At 64.0% G+C, this 15,635-nt stretch carries 17 protein-coding genes; 9 read left to right on the top strand and 8 right to left on the bottom strand.

Annotated features, from left to right (window positions below):
- Positions 1-40: 40 nt before the first annotated feature.
- Both mshC and QMA15_RS08580 read right to left on the bottom strand, forming a co-directional pair.
- Positions 41-1,282: a cysteine--1-D-myo-inosityl 2-amino-2-deoxy-alpha-D-glucopyranoside ligase gene (mshC, locus tag QMA15_RS08585; RefSeq protein ID WP_020969678.1), complete on the bottom strand. Its 1,242-nt coding sequence runs from the start codon at positions 1,280-1,282 to the stop codon at positions 41-43.
- Positions 1,283-1,292: 10 nt separating this feature from the next.
- Positions 1,293-3,482: an MMPL family transporter gene (locus QMA15_RS08580; RefSeq protein WP_244891364.1), complete on the bottom strand. Its 2,190-nt coding sequence runs from the start codon at positions 3,480-3,482 to the stop codon at positions 1,293-1,295.
- A gap of 30 nt (positions 3,483-3,512) precedes the next feature.
- Here QMA15_RS08580 and QMA15_RS08575 point away from each other — a divergent pair, with 30 nt between their 5' ends.
- Complete coding sequence (locus tag QMA15_RS08575; protein ID WP_003946187.1) at positions 3,513-3,974, top strand: MarR family transcriptional regulator; 462 nt, start codon at positions 3,513-3,515, stop codon at positions 3,972-3,974.
- Here the strand turns inward: QMA15_RS08575 and QMA15_RS08570 are convergent.
- Genes QMA15_RS08570 through QMA15_RS08555 form a run of 4 tightly spaced genes read right to left on the bottom strand, consistent with a single transcriptional unit; the run spans position 3,971 to position 7,036 of the window.
- On the bottom strand, positions 3,971-4,777 hold the full coding sequence (locus tag QMA15_RS08570) for an SCO1664 family protein (protein ID WP_019748536.1): 807 nt from the start codon (positions 4,775-4,777) through the stop codon (positions 3,971-3,973). The genes QMA15_RS08575 and QMA15_RS08570 overlap by 4 nt on opposite strands.
- 4 nt (positions 4,778-4,781) lie before the next feature.
- Positions 4,782-5,381, bottom strand: coding sequence for a DUF3090 domain-containing protein (locus tag QMA15_RS08565; protein ID WP_019748537.1), 600 nt, complete (start codon positions 5,379-5,381; stop codon positions 4,782-4,784).
- Between the two features lie 55 nt (positions 5,382-5,436).
- Positions 5,437-6,132, bottom strand: a complete 696-nt coding sequence (locus QMA15_RS08560; protein WP_019748538.1) for a histidine phosphatase family protein — start codon at positions 6,130-6,132, stop codon at positions 5,437-5,439.
- 58 nt (positions 6,133-6,190) lie between these two features.
- Positions 6,191-7,036, bottom strand: coding sequence for an undecaprenyl-diphosphate phosphatase (locus QMA15_RS08555; RefSeq protein ID WP_019748539.1), 846 nt, complete (start codon positions 7,034-7,036; stop codon positions 6,191-6,193).
- Positions 7,037-7,264: 228 nt separating this feature from the next.
- Between QMA15_RS08555 and QMA15_RS08550 the strand changes: the two genes are divergently transcribed.
- From QMA15_RS08550 to QMA15_RS08530, 5 genes are all read left to right on the top strand, one after another.
- Positions 7,265-8,200: an aldo/keto reductase gene (locus QMA15_RS08550; RefSeq protein ID WP_003946175.1), complete on the top strand. Its 936-nt coding sequence runs from the start codon at positions 7,265-7,267 to the stop codon at positions 8,198-8,200.
- A gap of 92 nt (positions 8,201-8,292) precedes the next feature.
- Positions 8,293-8,979, top strand: coding sequence for a biliverdin-producing heme oxygenase (locus QMA15_RS08545; protein ID WP_003946162.1), 687 nt, complete (start codon positions 8,293-8,295; stop codon positions 8,977-8,979).
- On the top strand, positions 8,976-9,983 hold the full coding sequence (locus tag QMA15_RS08540; protein ID WP_019748542.1) for an ABC transporter substrate-binding protein: 1,008 nt from the start codon (positions 8,976-8,978) through the stop codon (positions 9,981-9,983). The genes QMA15_RS08545 and QMA15_RS08540 overlap by 4 nt, the downstream gene beginning before the upstream one ends.
- 63 nt (positions 9,984-10,046) lie before the next feature.
- Positions 10,047-11,144, top strand: coding sequence for an iron ABC transporter permease (locus QMA15_RS08535; RefSeq protein WP_290284192.1), 1,098 nt, complete (start codon positions 10,047-10,049; stop codon positions 11,142-11,144).
- Complete coding sequence (locus tag QMA15_RS08530; protein ID WP_020969682.1) at positions 11,141-12,004, top strand: heme ABC transporter ATP-binding protein; 864 nt, start codon at positions 11,141-11,143, stop codon at positions 12,002-12,004. Before QMA15_RS08535 ends, QMA15_RS08530 begins: the two co-directional genes overlap by 4 nt.
- Here the strand turns inward: QMA15_RS08530 and QMA15_RS08525 are convergent.
- Positions 11,985-12,407, bottom strand: coding sequence for a hypothetical protein (locus tag QMA15_RS08525; RefSeq protein ID WP_020969683.1), 423 nt, complete (start codon positions 12,405-12,407; stop codon positions 11,985-11,987). The genes QMA15_RS08530 and QMA15_RS08525 overlap by 20 nt on opposite strands.
- Positions 12,408-12,590: 183 nt before the next feature.
- Between QMA15_RS08525 and QMA15_RS08520 the strand changes: the two genes are divergently transcribed.
- The 3 genes from QMA15_RS08520 (at position 12,591) to QMA15_RS08510 (ending at position 15,010) form a co-directional block, all read left to right on the top strand.
- Positions 12,591-13,616: a hypothetical protein gene (locus QMA15_RS08520; protein WP_019748546.1), complete on the top strand. Its 1,026-nt coding sequence runs from the start codon at positions 12,591-12,593 to the stop codon at positions 13,614-13,616.
- Positions 13,616-13,864, top strand: a complete 249-nt coding sequence (locus QMA15_RS08515; RefSeq protein ID WP_003946171.1) for a DUF5703 family protein — start codon at positions 13,616-13,618, stop codon at positions 13,862-13,864. The genes QMA15_RS08520 and QMA15_RS08515 overlap by 1 nt, the downstream gene beginning before the upstream one ends.
- A gap of 75 nt (positions 13,865-13,939) precedes the next feature.
- Entirely contained in the window at positions 13,940-15,010 is a 1,071-nt protein-coding gene (locus QMA15_RS08510) for a quinone-dependent dihydroorotate dehydrogenase (protein WP_133728089.1), read from the top strand.
- 58 nt (positions 15,011-15,068) lie between these two features.
- Here the strand turns inward: QMA15_RS08510 and QMA15_RS08505 are convergent, their stop codons facing one another.
- Positions 15,069-15,605 (bottom strand): YbhB/YbcL family Raf kinase inhibitor-like protein, encoded by a 537-nt coding sequence (locus tag QMA15_RS08505; RefSeq protein WP_007733394.1) that lies wholly within the window; start codon positions 15,603-15,605, stop codon positions 15,069-15,071.
- Positions 15,606-15,635 lie beyond the last annotated feature (30 nt).

Genomic DNA, 15,635 nt, shown 5'->3' with positions numbered 1-15,635 from the left:
TATTAACCGCCCGGGGTTAATAAAGGCGCACAGCAGGGATTCAGCGAAGCGAAATACCCAGCAGGGCGTCGACGGCATCGGCGAACTCGCCGGGTGCCTGCGTGTCGGATCCGCCGCCCTCGATGGCGCGGCGTGCCCAACCGTCGAGCGCGTCGAGCGCCTTCGGAGTGTCGAGATCGTCGGCCAAATGCTGACGCAACCGCGCAACAGTGTCGGTGGCTGACGGCGCGGAATCGAGAGCCGCTGCCTCGCGCCATACCTTCAGACGCGACTGAGCATCCTCGAGGACCTGATCGGTCCACGCGCGATCCTGGCGGTAGTGGCCGGAGAGCAATCCGAGACGAATTGCTGCGGGATCGACCCCTTCACCGCGCAGTTTCGAGACGAAGACGAGGTTTCCGCGACTCTTCGACATCTTCTCGCCGTCGAGGCCGATCATGCCCGTGTGCACGTAGTGCCGCGCGAAACGGCGATCACCCGTTGCCGATTCGGCATGTGCTGCCGAGAACTCGTGGTGCGGGAAGATCAGGTCGCTGCCACCGCCCTGGACGTCGAAGCCGGAGCCGATGCGGTTGAGCGCAATGGCCGCGCACTCGATGTGCCAACCGGGGCGCCCCGGTCCGAAGGGTGAGGGCCACGAAGGCTCGCCCGGACGCTCCGCCCGCCAGACGAGAGCGTCGAGCGGATTGCGCTTTCCGACGCGATCGGGATCTCCGCCGCGTTCGGCAAAGAACTTCTCCATCGTCGCGCGGTCGTAGCCCGACTCGTAGCCGAACTGCTCGGTCGCGTCGGCGCGGAAGTAGACGTCGGGGAACTCCGCGTCGTCGACGATGTACGCGGCGCCGGACGCTACGAATTTCTCCACCAACTCGACTACTTCGTTCACCGATTCGACGGCCCCGATGTAGTCCTTCGGCGGAAGCACGCGCAGCGCTTCCATGTCCTCCCGGAAGAGCGCGGTCTCACGCATGCCGAGGACGATCCAGTCCTCGCCGTCGCGATTAGCCCGCTCGAACAGCGGGTCGTCCACGTCGGTCACGTTCTGGACGTAATGGACGTCGTGTCCGGCGTCGCGCCAGATGCGGTTCACGAGGTCGAACGTGAGGTAGGTGGCGGCGTGACCGAGGTGGGTGGCGTCGTACGGGGTGATGCCGCAGACGTACATCGTCGCCTTCTTGCCCGGGGTGACGGGGCGAACCTGACGGTCGGCTGTGTCGTACAGCCGCAACGGCGGCCCCTGACCGGGAACGGACGGGAGTGCGGTATCGGACCAAGACTGCATGCTGCCGAGCCTAGTGGAGACTGCTCTGAGGCTGGGAAGGTGCTGGCTGATCCTGCTCCGGTTCGGGCGTCGACGCGAGCTTGCTCGGCCACCAGATCTTCTGACCGATGTCGTAGGTCAGGGCCGGGACCAGCAAGGATCGGACGATCAGAGCGTCGAGCAGGACACCGAACGCCACGATGAACGCGATCTGCGCGAGGAACAACAGCGGGATCACCGCCAACGCCGAGAAGGTTGCTGCCAGAACAACTCCGGCAGACGTGATCACCCCGCCGGTCACGGTGAGTCCCCGCAGCGCACCCGCCCGAGTGCCGATCTTCAGCGCTTCCTCACGCACCCTCGTCATGAGGAAGATGTTGTAGTCGATTCCCAGAGCCACCAGGAACACGAACGCAAACAGCGGGACCACCGGATCCGCGCCGGGGAACCCGAAGACGTGGTCGAACACCAGCGACGAAATGCCCAGTGTCGCAGCAAACGAGAGCACAACGGTGCCCATGAGAAGCAGCGGTGCGAGAAGCGAACGCAGCAACAGGGAGAGAATCACGAACACCACGATGATCACCACGGGAATGATGAGTGTCCGGTCCCGTGTCGAGGTGGTCTTCGTGTCGAGGTCGGTCGCAGTGACGCCACCGACCAACGCGTCGGCGCCGTCCACGGAGTGAACTGCATCACGTAGTCGCACGATGGTGTCTTCGGCCTCGAGTGAGTCGGCAGCGTCAGTCAACGTCGCCTGCAGTGAGACTCGTCCGTCGACAACCAGAGGGACTCCCCCGTTCTGTACGACGCTCACGTCGCTGACGCCCTCCACGCGACTGGCTGCCGCGACGGCGTCCACCTGATCCGCATTCGCGATGACCACGGCCGGGGAACCCGAACCCGCGTCGAAGTGCTCGCCGAGAATCTCCTGGCCTGCAACCGAATCGACGTCGAGCAAGAAGATGTCGGACGAAGAGACACCGCTGGCTTTGAACTGCGGCATCATCAGCGCGAAGATCACAAGCACCAGCGTCGACGCCACCCAGAAGCGGCGCGGGTGCCGTCCGATTCGAGCAGCGAGCCCGGCCCAGAACCGGTGATCGTTCGCCTCGTCGTGGTGCTCGCGGTCGGCGTCGAACTTCGGTTTGGTCGGCCAGTACGCAGTCCGCCCGAACAGAACGAGGACAGCAGGTAGGAACGTCATCGATGCGAGGAAGGACGCGGCGATACCGATGGCGGCCACCGGACCGAGTCCGCGGTTCGAGTTCAGGTCGGAGAGCAACAGGCACAGAACGCCCGCGATGACCGTTCCGGCAGACGCCGCGACGGGTTCGAGCGTCGCGCGCCACGCAGTCCGCATTGCTGCGTACTTGTCCTTCTCGATCCGCAATTCTTCCCGGTAGCGAGAGACCAGAAGCAGCGCGTAGTCGGTGGCGGCACCGAACACGAGGATGAACAGGATGCCCTGGCTCTGACCGTTCAGTGCGATGACGTCCGCGTCGGCGAGCAGATACACGAGCAAGCTCGACAATCCGAGTGCGAAGATCGCCGAAAAGATCACCACGAACGGCAGGATCGGGCTCCGGTAGACGATGATCAGGATCAGGATCACGACCGATCCGGCTACCAACAACAGCAGTCCGTCGATACCGGCGAATGCTGCCGACAGATCCGCAACCTGCCCAGCGGGGCCGGTGACCTTGACTGTCAGTCCGTCAGGGCTCGACTCCAGCGCCGCGCGCAGCGCTTTCACGCTGTCCTTGACCTCGAGGGTGCTGTCGACCGGCAGGAACATCTGCAACGCCTGGCCGTCGGCCGACGGGATCGGCGGCGATGACGCGTCACCGAATCCCTCGGTACCGACAAACGAATCGACGGTCTGGGACAGGAAGGTGGAGTCGGTGGGCTCGAGGCCACCTGGTCGTTCCGCCACGACGATGGCCGGCACGAAGCGGGTGTCCGTGAAGCTCTCTTGAAGCTTTGCCACCTCGGTGGCTTCGGCCGACGCCGGCAGGAACGACGTGTTGTCGTTCTGCTGCACGGTGCTGAGCTTTCCGGCGAACGGGCCGCCGAATCCTCCGATTGCCAGCCAGCCGATCACAAGGAGAGCTGGCACAATCCATCGAAGGCGACGAACAGGACGATTTTGTACTGGTGTGCTCACTGGGTCTCCAGGGATCGGCAGCAGAGAGGACTTGCCGACTATTTTGTTCAGCATGCTGAGTAATTGCAAACGGAAGGCAAAAACATGAGCAGCGACGGCCTGGACGACTGGCCAACCGGCCGGCTGTTGTCCACCGCTGCGCGCCTGGTAGAGCACTCGTGGGAGAAGGTTCTGCGGTCTCAGGACATGACGCACGCGGGCCTGATCGTGCTCCACTCGATCGCCGGTGGGGCGGCATCTCAACGCGACATCGCGAAGAACGCCCGCGTCACCGATCAAACGATGAGCCGCACGATCGACCGTCTCGAACGAGCGGGTTACGTCACGCGTGACACCGATCCGCGGGACGAGCGCCGGCGCGTGATCGCGATAACCGACGCCGGAAGACTGACGTACGAGCGACTACTGACGCTCGAGAAGGAAGATGCGGCGTTGACCGTCGGCGTCGGGGACGTCGCCGCGCTGCGCGAACAACTACTGCGATTGGTTCGCTCACCCGGATTGAAGACGGCAACTCGCGAACAGCAGGAAACGTCTCGAGACTAGAAAGCCGGCCAGGGAATCGTTCGATGGCCGTTCGGTTCGGGCATTACCGCGGACTCGGCGAACTGCATCGCCCGGACCGCCAAGGCCACGATTTCCTCTTCGGTGATCAGTTCGGACAACTCGTCCCCGAGATCTCCATCGAGAGTTGTCGCGAATTCGGCGACGTCGGCGATCAAAGCACCGGGTACGGGCTGCCCGGCCCACCCCCACAACACGGTCCGCAGCTTGTTCTCCGAGTGAAGACAGATTCCGTGATCAACGCCGTACACCGAGCCGTCGACGCCTTCGAGGGCGTGACCACCTTTGCGGTCGGCGTTGTTGATGAGGACGTCCAGAACGGCCATTCGCTGCAGCCGTGGATCGTCCGCATGGATCAGAGAGACTGGTTCGCCCTCCGAGTCGAAGGCCTGCAGGACCTCGAACCACCCTGGCGGAACATTGCCGGGACTGCACAGGTCGACCATCTCGAGTCCGCCGGATCCATCCGCGCGGCGATCGACGGTGTCAATCCAGCGCTGCACCATGCCTGTCCCGAAAGGGCCGTCCCGCAACACTGTTCGCGGAATCACTCCCCAGCCCAGCGCCTCGGACACGCGGTACGACGCAACCTCACGCCCGGCCAGAGTGCCGTCCGGGAAATCCCACAGTGGGCGTTCACCCCGCACCGGTTTGTAGACCACACGGGTGGACTGCTCCCCCAGAGTCGACTCGCACACCAGCGTGGCGTTGCTTGCCGTGGTGATCTGGCCGATCAGGGTCAGATCACCCTCGAGCAGAACGTCCGGCACACCAGGTTCGGACACGACGTCAGACCTCGTCGTCGTCTGCGTCGTCGATCGCAAAACCGAAGGACTCGCCGCGCCGGTATCCGTTGGTTCGGATGCACACGTGCCCCTCGGGCGCCAGCGGCTCACCACACAGAGGGCATGGCGCGCGTCCCGCCGCGATGACGCGTTCGGACCGCAGCGAGAATTCGCGCGCTTGTTCCGGGGTCAGGAACACACGGACCGCGTCCGGACCGTCGTCGGCGTCGTCGAGGACAACCGATTCGTCGAACTCCGTCTCGCTGACGGCAAGCAACTCCACGACGACCGCACCGGCATCGGCGTCCCAACCGAGCCCCATCGTGCCGACCCGGAACTCCGCGTCGAGCGGTGTGACCAGCGGGCTGAGATCGGAGACATCGTCGGCCTGCGGCGGAACCTCGGTTCCGAAACGTCGATGTACCTCTTCGAGGAGAAGGCCCATGCGATCGGCGAGGACCTGAACCTGCTGCTTCTCGAGCAGCACACTCACCACCCGTGAATCGTGCACGGCTTGGAGATAGAAAGACCTGTCACCGGGCTCGCCCACCGTTCCTGCGACAAATCGGTCAGGAGTGCGAAATACGTGAATCGCGCGCGACATTGCACCTCCTCGAGTTCGAGCAGAACATCACTGAATACCCATTATCCGTCACAGCTCACGCACCGACCTCTCCACCGGGGACGGACTCCTGCGCGGGAGCCGAACCGTTGGTCGCGGTCTTCGCTGCACTGATCGCTGCGAGCACGTCTCCGGTGTCGTTGACTCGAAGAACGAACGGCAGTGTGGCCGTGTAGCGAATCACGCTGACCGAGGCCGGCTCGGCGACGATCCGCTGGAACGAATCGAGGTGCATCGCAAACGCGTCGGCGAGAACCGATTTGATGACGTCACCGTGTGTGCAGGCGATCCAGACGACGTCCTTGCCGTGCTCTTCGGCCAGCCGTGCATCGTGCTCTCGGATCGCGGCAACGGCTCGCGCCTGTACCTGGGCCAGCCCTTCACCGCCGGGAAAGACTGCGCCGGAAGCGTGGCGCTGCACCACTTTCCAGAGCGGTTCTTCCAACAGCTCCTTGAGCGGGCGACCCGTCCAGTCGCCGTAATCGACCTCGATCAGGCGATCCTCGACCACCGGCGTCAGACCACGGTCGACGGCAATGGGGCCGACCGTCTGCTCGCACCGCAACAGCGGCGAGCGGACGATCTCCGCGATGTCCAGACCGACCAGCCGATCGACGACGCCTTCGGCCTGTTTCCGGCCGTGGTCGTCGAGTTCCACACCCGGCGTTCGACCGGCCAAGGTATGGGCAGTGTTGGACGTCGACCGCCCGTGCCGCAGTAGGACAACTGTCATTCCACAACCCTAATGGGGCGGTGGCCGCACGGACGGGTGGTCGACGTCGAAACGGGCTCTATGTCGCGGACACGACCCCTGTGGCCAGCAGCGCAAGGACGACTACGCCGAGAGCGATTCTGTATCCGACGAACCAGTACATGGAGTGATCGACAACAAATCGAAGCAGCCAGGCGATCGCTGCGTAACCGACCGCGAAGGCGATGACGGTTGCCACCAGCAATTGCGGACCGCTCGCGTTCAGACCCTCACCGGCCGGCTCGAAGGCATCCGGGAGGCTGAACAAACCGGAGGCGAGAACCGCCGGGATTGCCAGCAGGAACGAGTAACGAGCTGCGGCCTCACGGGTGAGTCCGAGGAAAAGACCGGCACTGATCGTGCCACCCGAACGTGAGACACCCGGGATGAGCGCGAGTGCCTGAGCCGAACCCATGATGATGCCGTCGCGCGCTGTGAGCGATTCGATCGGGCGCGTCTTGCGTCCGTAGTACTCGGCAGCGGCGATGACGAGCGCGAACACGATCAACATCGTGGCAATCAGCCACAGATTGCGTGCGCCGGTACGGATCTGGTCTTTGAACAGAAACCCGAGGATGCCGACCGGAATGGTACCGATGATGACGTACCAGCCCATCCGGTAATCGAGATCGCCCCGGTGCTCGGCATTGAACACACCCCGGAACCAGGCAGTGATGATCCTCACGATGTCGCGCGCGAAGTAGATCAACACAGCCAGTTCGGTGCCGAGCTGCGTCACCGCGGTGAACGACGCACCGGCGTCACTGCCGAAGAATATCTCCGACACGATTCGCAAATGTCCGGAAGACGAGATGGGCAAGAACTCGGTCAATCCCTGCACGAGGCCCAGGATCACGGCCTGGAGCCAGGTCATCGCTTCGCCCATCACTCACCGATCCCGGCTGATTCGAATGGGGTTACTGCACACAGGTTTCGTGTGTCGGGTTCACGTTTCACCGGCGCCACGCTACCGGGGCCCACGACGCCGCGCCGCGCCCGGCACGTCCGTGTCCGAATACCCCGACTCGAGGCGAGCGCCTACTAGTCTGCACGTGGTGAGATCTCTCGGGTGCCGCACTTGCGCACACGAGTCGGGCGCGAGATGCAGGCGGTTATGAAGCACAGATCTGTCGGAACGAGCGGACTTCGGGTCTCGCGACTTGGGCTCGGCACACTGACATGGGGACGCGACACGGACGGCGACGAGGCTGCGGCGCAGCTGCTCGCCTTCGCCGAGGCCGGCGGAACCTTGGTCGACACCTCGCCCGCATACGGCGCCGGTGCGGCGCAACGGATCCTCGCCGAGTTGCTCGACGACGTCGTTCCACGTGACGAACTCATCATCAGCTCGAGCGCCGGCATCGATCCCACTCCGATCGGCACCGACCGCGTCGACTGCTCGCGGCGCGGATTGCTCCGTCAGCTCGACGCGACTCTTCGTGAACTCGGAACCGACTTCCTCGACATGTGGCAGGTCGCAACCTGGGATCCGCTCACGCCCGTCGACGAGGTTGCAGCAACCCTCGACTACGCGGTCTCGAGCGGCAAGGTGCGGTATGTGGGCGTGCGCGGCTACCTCGGCTGGCAGCTCGCGACGGCCGTCGGAGCCGGTGGCGCAACAACACTCGCCGCGACGCAGGCCGAGTACTCGTTGCTCGCGCGCGGCGTCGAGGAAGAATTGTTCGCAGCGGCGGCCCACCACGGCGTCGGAGTGTTCGCCGCAGTACCCCTGGCGGGCGGTGTTCTGACCGGCAAGTACCGCGACGGCATTCCCGTCGATTCCCGCGGCGCCGACGAAGCACATTCGCAAGATGTACAGAGCTATCTGACCGATTCCTCGATCCGGGTGGTCGACGCCGTCGTTACCGCCGCCGACGGTCTGGGTACTTCCCCACTGGCGGTGGCACTGGCCTGGGCGCGCGATCGCGCCGGGGTGGCCAGCGCCGTCGTCGGCACGCGGGATCTCGCCCAGTTGACAGGAGTACTGGCAACCGAAGAATTGGAACTTCCGAAAGCGATTGCCGCGGCTCTCGACGATGTGAGCGCTTGATCTGTCCCGCTGATCGAAATACCGAAGGTATCGTGTTGGCGAGGGCAGGCTAACCTAGTAGGCAACGCTTGACTACAGCCTCAGGAGAATCAATGACCACGCTCGACGTAGACAGCCTTTCCGCAGACGCAGGCCCCGCCTTCTCCGAACGAATCAAGACCGAGACGGACGCAGCACACCGCGAGACGGAGCAGTCCCGATTCGTAGGCGCGCTTCTCGGCGGTGAGCTGACCACGGCTGGCTACGCCGCTCTTCTGGGACAGACGTACCTCGTCTACACGAGCCTCGAAGAGGCCGGCCGCACACACGCCGACAACGAGTTGGTCGCTCCGTTCCTGTCCGAGGATCTGTTGCGGGTGGCTTCGCTCGAAGCCGATCTCGAGTTCCTCGGCGGACCGAACTGGCGCGACGAACTCGTGGCCTTGCCGGCAACTGAGCGTTACATCGCCCGCCTGAAGGAAGTGGCGTTCGACTGGCCCGCCGGCTTCGTCGCACATCACTACCTGCGATACATGGGTGACCTCTCGGGCGGACAGATCATCCGCCGGATGCTCGAGCGCGCCTACGGATTCGAGACCGACGGACTTCGCTTCTACATCTTCGAAGGCATCCCCAAGCCGAAGCCTTTCAAGGACGACTACCGCTCGAATCTGGATGCGCTGCAGATTCCGGCCGAAGAACAGCAGCGTTTCATCGACGAGGTGAATCTGGCGTACCGCCTCAACGGTGACCTGTTCGCCGACCTCGAAGGCGACATCGAGAGCTACCTCGTCAAATGATGAAGCGCTTGGCCGCGGCGGCACTGGTCGCAGCAGCCGGTTTCGGTCTGGTGGCTTGCGGATCGAGCGACAACTCCACGACATCTCAGGGTGCCCGGACCGCAGTACTCGAAGATTCCAGCCCGGTTCCCGTGTCCGACAACCCGACCGCAACGCTGCCCGTGACGGTGAAGAGCTTCGACGGCGTCGACGTGACCATCACCGACAACAGCCGGATCGTTGCGGCCGACCGCTACGGGACGCTCGCAACGACAACTGTGGCGCTCGGCCTCGGTGACAACCTTGTCGGCCGCGACACCGCCGCCAAGTTCCCCGCGGTCGCGGACGTACCGGTTGTCACGGTCGGCGGCCAATCGCTCAATACCGAAGCCATCCTCGATCTGAATCCCACCGTGGTTCTCACTGACACGAGCATCGGGCCCAAGAGCGTCCAGGATCAGTTGCGCGCCGCCGGTGTTCCCGTGGTGTTCTTCGACCCGACCCGAACCCTCGAAGGTGTGCCGGGGCAGATCCAAGCAGTCGCCGACGCGCTCGGCGTTCCGGCCCAGGGCGCAGCGCTGATCGATCGAACCGAATCGGAGATCGCTGCTGCGCGCGATCTGGTTCCCAACGACGGCGATCCACTGAAGATCGCGTTCCTCTACATGCGCGGATCGGCCATCACCATGATCGGTGGTGAAGGTTCGGGTGCCGATTCCTTGATCGAGGCCCTCGGCGCCACAGATGCGGGTACCGCCTCGGGCATCACACAACAGTTCGTACCCATCACCAGCGAAGCGCTCATCGCCGCAGCGCCTGACGCCCTGCTGATGATGACGGACGGATTGGCATCGATCGGCGGAATCGACGGCCTCGAAAAGGTCCCTGGCATCGCTCAGACGCCGGCCGGAAAGAACAAACGAGTAGTCGACATGGAGGACGGTGTCCTGCTCAGCTTCGGGCCGAACACCGGACGCGTCATGGCGGCACTCGCCGAAGCGATCTACGAGCCCGGTGGATCGTGAGCAAAGATTTGTGAGTGCTGATTCGTGAGTACAGAAACAGGTAGTTCCGAAGCAGGTAAGTCTGTGACCGCAGCCGAGGATTCACATGACGTCGGGGGCGCCGACAAGTCGGCGTCTGGCCCCGCGTCGCGGTCGCGGGTGAGTGCGGTTCTGGTCAGCTTGACTCTCGCCCTGGTGATCGTCGCAGTGCTGTCGGCGTGCATCGGTCAAGTTCCGACATCGCCTCTCGAGGTTTTGGGCAGCATCCTGCACCGCATCGGGCTCGATCTCGGTCCGATGCCCGCCCATCCCAGCGGTGAAGTGACTTTGTGGGAGGTTCGTTTCCCCCGCGTCGTGCTCGCCATCTGTGTCGGCGCGGCGCTGGGATGTTCCGGTGCGCTCCTGCAGGGTGTGTTCTCCAATCCACTCGCGGAGCCCGGGGTGATCGGAGTGTCCGCGGGCGCTGCAGTTGGCGCGAGCGCTGTCATCGTCGTCGGCGGCACGTTCGTGGCCGGCTGGGCCGTTGCTGCGGCGGCGTTCGTCGCCGGGCTGTTCACCACCGCGGCGGTCTACCTGCTTGCGCGCCACGAAGGCCGAACCGAAGTCGTGACATTGGTGCTGACCGGCGTCGCGATCAATGCGTTCGCCGGCGGACTCATCGCGTTCTTCACCTTCGTCGCCAGCCCGTCCGCTCGCGATCAGATCGTGTTCTGGCAACTCGGCTCACTCAACGGAGCGTCGTGGAATGCCGTCATGATCGTGGCGCCGATGACCGTTGTCGGCATTGCCGCGACGGTCATGATCGCTCCACGTCTGGACCTTCTCGCACTCGGTGAACACGCAGCTCGTCACCTGGGTGTCAACGTCGAACGGCTGCGCCAGTTCGCGGTTCTGATCGTCGCTCTCCTGGTCTCGGCGAGTGTTGCCTTCACCGGCATCATCCTCTTCGTCGGACTGATCGTTCCGCACCTGATGCGCATTCTTGTCGGCCCCGGCCACCGCGCGCTGATTCCGGCGAGCGCCCTTGCCGGCGCACTGGTTCTGCTTGTCGCAGATCTCGGCTCGCGGTCGCTGATCGACAACGCAGACCTGCCCCTCGGAATGCTGACCGCTCTGGTTGGCGGCCCCTTCTTCTTCTGGCTTCTCCGACGAACACGCGCGCAACAGGGCGGGTGGGCATGAGCAGCCTCGTAAGAAACTGGCGCGAACTGTTCGGCCGCGTCACCCCCGAACCGGAAAGCCCTGGCGTCGGTGATGTCACCCTCGAAGCGCGCGACATCACCGTCGAACGCGGTGGTCGACACATTCTCGAAGGCGTATCCATCGAAGTCCGGGCAGGCGAGCTCGTCGTCCTCGTCGGACCGAACGGCGCCGGTAAGTCGACTCTTCTTGCGGCGTTGGCCGGTGATCAGCCCGTCATCGCTGGGCGGGTGGACGTCGAAGGCACTGACCTCACTCAGTGGTCGCCGATCGACATGGCGCGCCGACGCGCGGTTCTCCCCCAGAAACACACGATCGGATTTTCGTTCAGCGCTCGCCAGGTCGTTCGCATGGGACGTGCGCCATGGGCCGGAACGCGCCGAGAAGACCGCGACGGCGCTGCTATCACCGCGGCGATGAAGACCTGCGATGTCGAGGGGTTCGCCAATCGGCCATTCGCCGTGCTGTCCGGTGGCGAGCAGGCGCGGGTCGCTCTTGCCCGGGTACTGGCACAGGAAACGTCGACCATCCTGCTGGACGAGCCGACTGCAGCACTCGATCTCGGACACCAGGAAGCGGTGATGTCCGTGGCGCGCGCTCGCGCTGCGGACGGCGATGCCGTCGTCGTCGTGTTGCACGATCTCGCGTTGGCAGCGGCGTATGCCGACCGAATTGTCGTACTCGAGAATGGACGCATCGCCGCCGACGGTCCCCCGGAATCGGTGCTACACGAAGAGCTTCTGACCCGCGTCTACGGTTATCCGGTCGAGGTGTTCCCGCATCCGACAACCGGAGCAACGCTGGTTATCCCGCGCCGAGAATTCACCGAACAGAATCGATGATCGATCCCAGCCTGTTCAGGACTGCTCTCACCGTCGGCAGGCTGCGTCCCTCGCCCTGACGAACGCCGTCACCGACGTCCGGATGTGACCAATCAGTCTCGGTCGAGAGAACTGCGTCGCGCACCACACCGGCGATGCTTCGCTCGTCGGTCAGATCGATGTCGGTGACCGATCGCTCCGCCGTGGCGACAACGTCCGAAGGGGTCGGCACACTGTGCTCGCAGTATTCGCCGTATACCTCGACGAACAGCACGCTCTTGCGTACGCGGAACGCGAAAGTTCGACCGTCGGACCTGCCGAAACCGTGTGCATGAGCGCCGACGGTGAGGTCCTCGATCTCGAAGCCCGGCCGCGCCGGTTCGGGCGGCTGTGCGCCGGAATCGGTGGGTTCTGTGGGAATCACAATGATCTCCTCGGTGATTGCAGCGTCAACCGCAACCGCTGTTCGTACGGTATCGCGTCAAGGGTGTGAGCGGAATGGTCGGTAGTTCCTCGACGCGATGAACGGCGCCCGACTGCGATCAGGGATGATCGATGACAGTCGCACTGCGTGAAGAACAGATGACAAGAAAAAGAGGAACTACACATGGCTCGCCTAGGGATCCGCACCACTGCAGCAGCAATGGGGGCGGCGGTTCTGCTGGTCACAGGATGTTCTTCCGGAGATGGCGGAGACGACCTCATCACGATCGATCCCGCTACGGCAGCGGTCTCACCGGCCACCACCAGCACCCCGGACGGCGTGGTTCACCCGTATTCAGGTCTGATCGATTCCATCACATTCGACCCGATCACGCGCAGCGCTGTTCTGGTTGCCAACGACCCACGATCGGTGCTGGTCGTTCCTTCGGACAGTTTGGCCGGCGCCGACCCCGCCTCCGCAGGTCGTCCGATAGCTCTGGATTCAGACGTACGCGACGTTTCGATCGGCTCCGACGGTAGCGCTCTGCTGGCGATGGATCGCCAGGTAGTGAAGCTGAATCTGACATCGGGCGAACAGACGTCCATACCGGTCGACGGCCAGGCGAACTCCGCGGTCGAGCTGACCGACGGCCGCATCGCGATCGGCACGGACAATGGTTCAGTTCACATCGTCGACCCGAAGACCGATCAGTCACAGACGGTTTCGGGGTTTGCATCCGTCGACGAACTTGCGGTTACCGGCGACAACCTGAGCGCCCTCGATCACCGTCAGACCTCGCTGACGGCGATCAATCTCGAAGACGGCAAACTCGGCGTCGCTCTTCGCGCCGGTGAGGGCGCAACTCATCTGGCCACCGATCGCTTCGGACGCATCCTTGTCACCGACACCACCGGCAACGAACTGCTCGTCTTCACTGCCGATCCGCTCCTGATGCACCAGCGCTACCCCGTCGGCGAATCGCCTTACGCCGTCGCCTACGACGAGACCGCGGATCGGGTGTGGGTGACACTGACGGCGACCAACGAAGTGGTCGGCTTCGATCTGTCGTCCGGCATCCCCGTGGAGACCGGACGGTTCAAGACGGTGCGACAGCCGAATTCGTTGGCCGTAGACTCTTCCAACGGCAATCTGATCGTCGGATCGGCAACCGGTGACGGGCTGCAGGTCATCCCGTCACGGGAGAACTGATGGAAAAGCGTACGCGCGGGATCCCCGCGCAGTGGGAGACGTCGGACGACAAGTTCGACTACGTGCCGCTCCGGCTACCGCCGAACGTTTCGCGGGTCACGGCGTCGATGCGCCTGGCGATCTCCGCCGAGTTCGGCGGGTGGGAACTCTCCCGAGTCCGTCTCTACCCCGACGGCAGCCGTCGCGTGCTCCTCAAGCGAAAGAAGACGCCGCTGCACGTGACCGATCCGGACGGCATTCAGCACTGATCGTTCAACAGACGACCAGAACCCGCCGCTATCGAAACCGCTGACAAAATCACACCATCGAAGAGCTGGAGAATCGTGTACCAACTGCTGCTGAGCCTGATGTTCCGGGTCCCACCGGAACGCATCCACCACATTGCCTTCACCGCGATGAAACTGGTGACACGGTTCGCTCCCCTTCGCTGGCTGGTCGCAAAAGTCCTTGTCGTCGACGACCCGGTTCTGCGCAGTCAGGCTTTCGGTCTGACGTTCCCGGCACCTCTCGGCCTGGCCGCAGGATTCGACAAGGACGCCACCGGAGTCGACGCCTGGGGCCCGTTGGGCTTCGGTTTCGCCGAGGTCGGAACAGTGACAGCCCAAGCTCAGCCCGGTAACCCCGCGCCACGTCTCTTCCGACTTCCGGCCGACCGCGCTCTGATCAACCGAATGGGCTTCAACAACCACGGCGCTGGTCACGCGGCGAATTTCCTGCGACAGCGCCGCGTCACGGTGCCGATCGGTGCCAACATCGGCAAGACCAAGATCGTCGAAGCTGTCGACGCCGCTGCCGACTACACGGCCAGCGCCCAGCTTCTGGGTCCGCTGGCCGACTTCATGGTCGTGAATGTCAGCTCGCCGAACACGCCCGGACTCCGTGATCTGCAGGCCGTCGAATCTCTGCGCCCGATCCTGCAGGCCGTACTCGACACCGTCAGCGTGCCGGTACTGGTGAAGATCGCGCCCGATCTCTCGGACGAGGACGTCGACGCTGTCGCCGATCTGGCAGTCGAACTCGGGCTTGCCGGAATCGTCGCGACCAACACCACGATCCGCCGCGACGGTTTGAAGACCCCGGATGCCGAGGTAGCTGCACTCGGCGCTGGCGGGCTGTCCGGTGCACCGGTGGCCGACCGCTCGCTCGAGGTGCTCCGGCGCCTGTACGCCCGAGTCGGCGACAAGCTGACCATCATCTCGGTCGGCGGTATCGAAACAGCCGACCAGGCGTGGGAGCGCATCCTCGCCGGCGCGACGCTGGTGCAGGGGTACACCGGCTTCATCTACGGCGGACCGTTCTGGGCTCGCAGCATCCACAAGGGCATAGCCAAGCGGGTCCGCGCAGCCGGTTTCTCGTCAATTGCCCAGGCTGTGGGAGCTGAGAACCCTCGCTAGGAACTGCTGTGCGCCTTTATTAACCGCCCGCGGTTAATAAAGGCGCACAGCAAAGTGACTATTCGACCTCGAACGTCCCGGTCAGGGTTGCACGCGCAATCGCGTGATGGAACACGTTGAAACCGAGAAACGCCGGCGACGAGTCAGGGGTGACGCCGTCGAGCGTCTCCACGTCGAGGGCATGCACCGCCACGATGTAGCGATGCGGACCGTGCCCGGGAGGCGGGCCTGCACCGATGAAACCGAACCCGCCACCGTCGTGGCGGAGGGTGACGGTTCCGGCAGGCAGGACATCGCTGTCCGCCGCGCCGGCACCGGCCGGGAGTTCGGTGACGGAAGCGGGGATGTTCGCCACGGCCCAGTGCCAGAATCCTGACGCCGTCGGTGCGTCCGGATCGAACACCGTCACGACGAAGCTCTTCGTCTCGGCTGGAAAGCCGGACCACGAGAGCTGCGGTGAGATGTCTTCGCCACCGGGAACTCCGAAGGCTCCACTGGCCTGAGCAAGCTTCAGCGGCTGGCCCGCAGTGATGTCGTCACTGGTCAGCTCGAAACTCGGCAACTTCGGCAATGGTTCGTACGGATCGTGCGCCATGCGAATCCTTTCTGTGACAAGAGAGCTCGA

Origin of the sequence: Rhodococcus sp. APC 3903 (assembly GCF_030407755.1) — a bacterium.
Classification (GTDB): Bacteria; Actinomycetota; Actinomycetes; order Mycobacteriales; family Mycobacteriaceae; genus Rhodococcus_F; species Rhodococcus_F erythropolis.
This window is presented reverse-complemented; position numbering and strand designations above follow the sequence as displayed.

Coding starts and splice junctions, on each gene's coding strand:
- QMA15_RS08575 (WP_003946187.1), top strand. CDS start 3,513: ATGAGCAGCGACGGCCTGGACGACTGGCCAACCGGCCGGCTGTTGTCC.
- QMA15_RS08565 (WP_019748537.1), bottom strand. CDS start 5,381: ATGTCGCGCGCGATTCACGTATTTCGCACTCCTGACCGATTTGTCGCA.
- QMA15_RS08545 (WP_003946162.1), top strand. CDS start 8,293: ATGACCACGCTCGACGTAGACAGCCTTTCCGCAGACGCAGGCCCCGCC.
- QMA15_RS08530 (WP_020969682.1), top strand. CDS start 11,141: ATGAGCAGCCTCGTAAGAAACTGGCGCGAACTGTTCGGCCGCGTCACC.
- QMA15_RS08560 (WP_019748538.1), bottom strand. CDS start 6,132: ATGACAGTTGTCCTACTGCGGCACGGGCGGTCGACGTCCAACACTGCC.
- QMA15_RS08555 (WP_019748539.1), bottom strand. CDS start 7,036: ATGGGCGAAGCGATGACCTGGCTCCAGGCCGTGATCCTGGGCCTCGTG.
- QMA15_RS08580 (WP_244891364.1), bottom strand. CDS start 3,482: ATGCTGAACAAAATAGTCGGCAAGTCCTCTCTGCTGCCGATCCCTGGA.
- QMA15_RS08505 (WP_007733394.1), bottom strand. CDS start 15,605: ATGGCGCACGATCCGTACGAACCATTGCCGAAGTTGCCGAGTTTCGAG.
- QMA15_RS08550 (WP_003946175.1), top strand. CDS start 7,265: ATGAAGCACAGATCTGTCGGAACGAGCGGACTTCGGGTCTCGCGACTT.
- QMA15_RS08515 (WP_003946171.1), top strand. CDS start 13,616: ATGGAAAAGCGTACGCGCGGGATCCCCGCGCAGTGGGAGACGTCGGAC.
- mshC (WP_020969678.1), bottom strand. CDS start 1,282: ATGCAGTCTTGGTCCGATACCGCACTCCCGTCCGTTCCCGGTCAGGGG.
- QMA15_RS08520 (WP_019748546.1), top strand. CDS start 12,591: ATGGCTCGCCTAGGGATCCGCACCACTGCAGCAGCAATGGGGGCGGCG.
- QMA15_RS08540 (WP_019748542.1), top strand. CDS start 8,976: ATGATGAAGCGCTTGGCCGCGGCGGCACTGGTCGCAGCAGCCGGTTTC.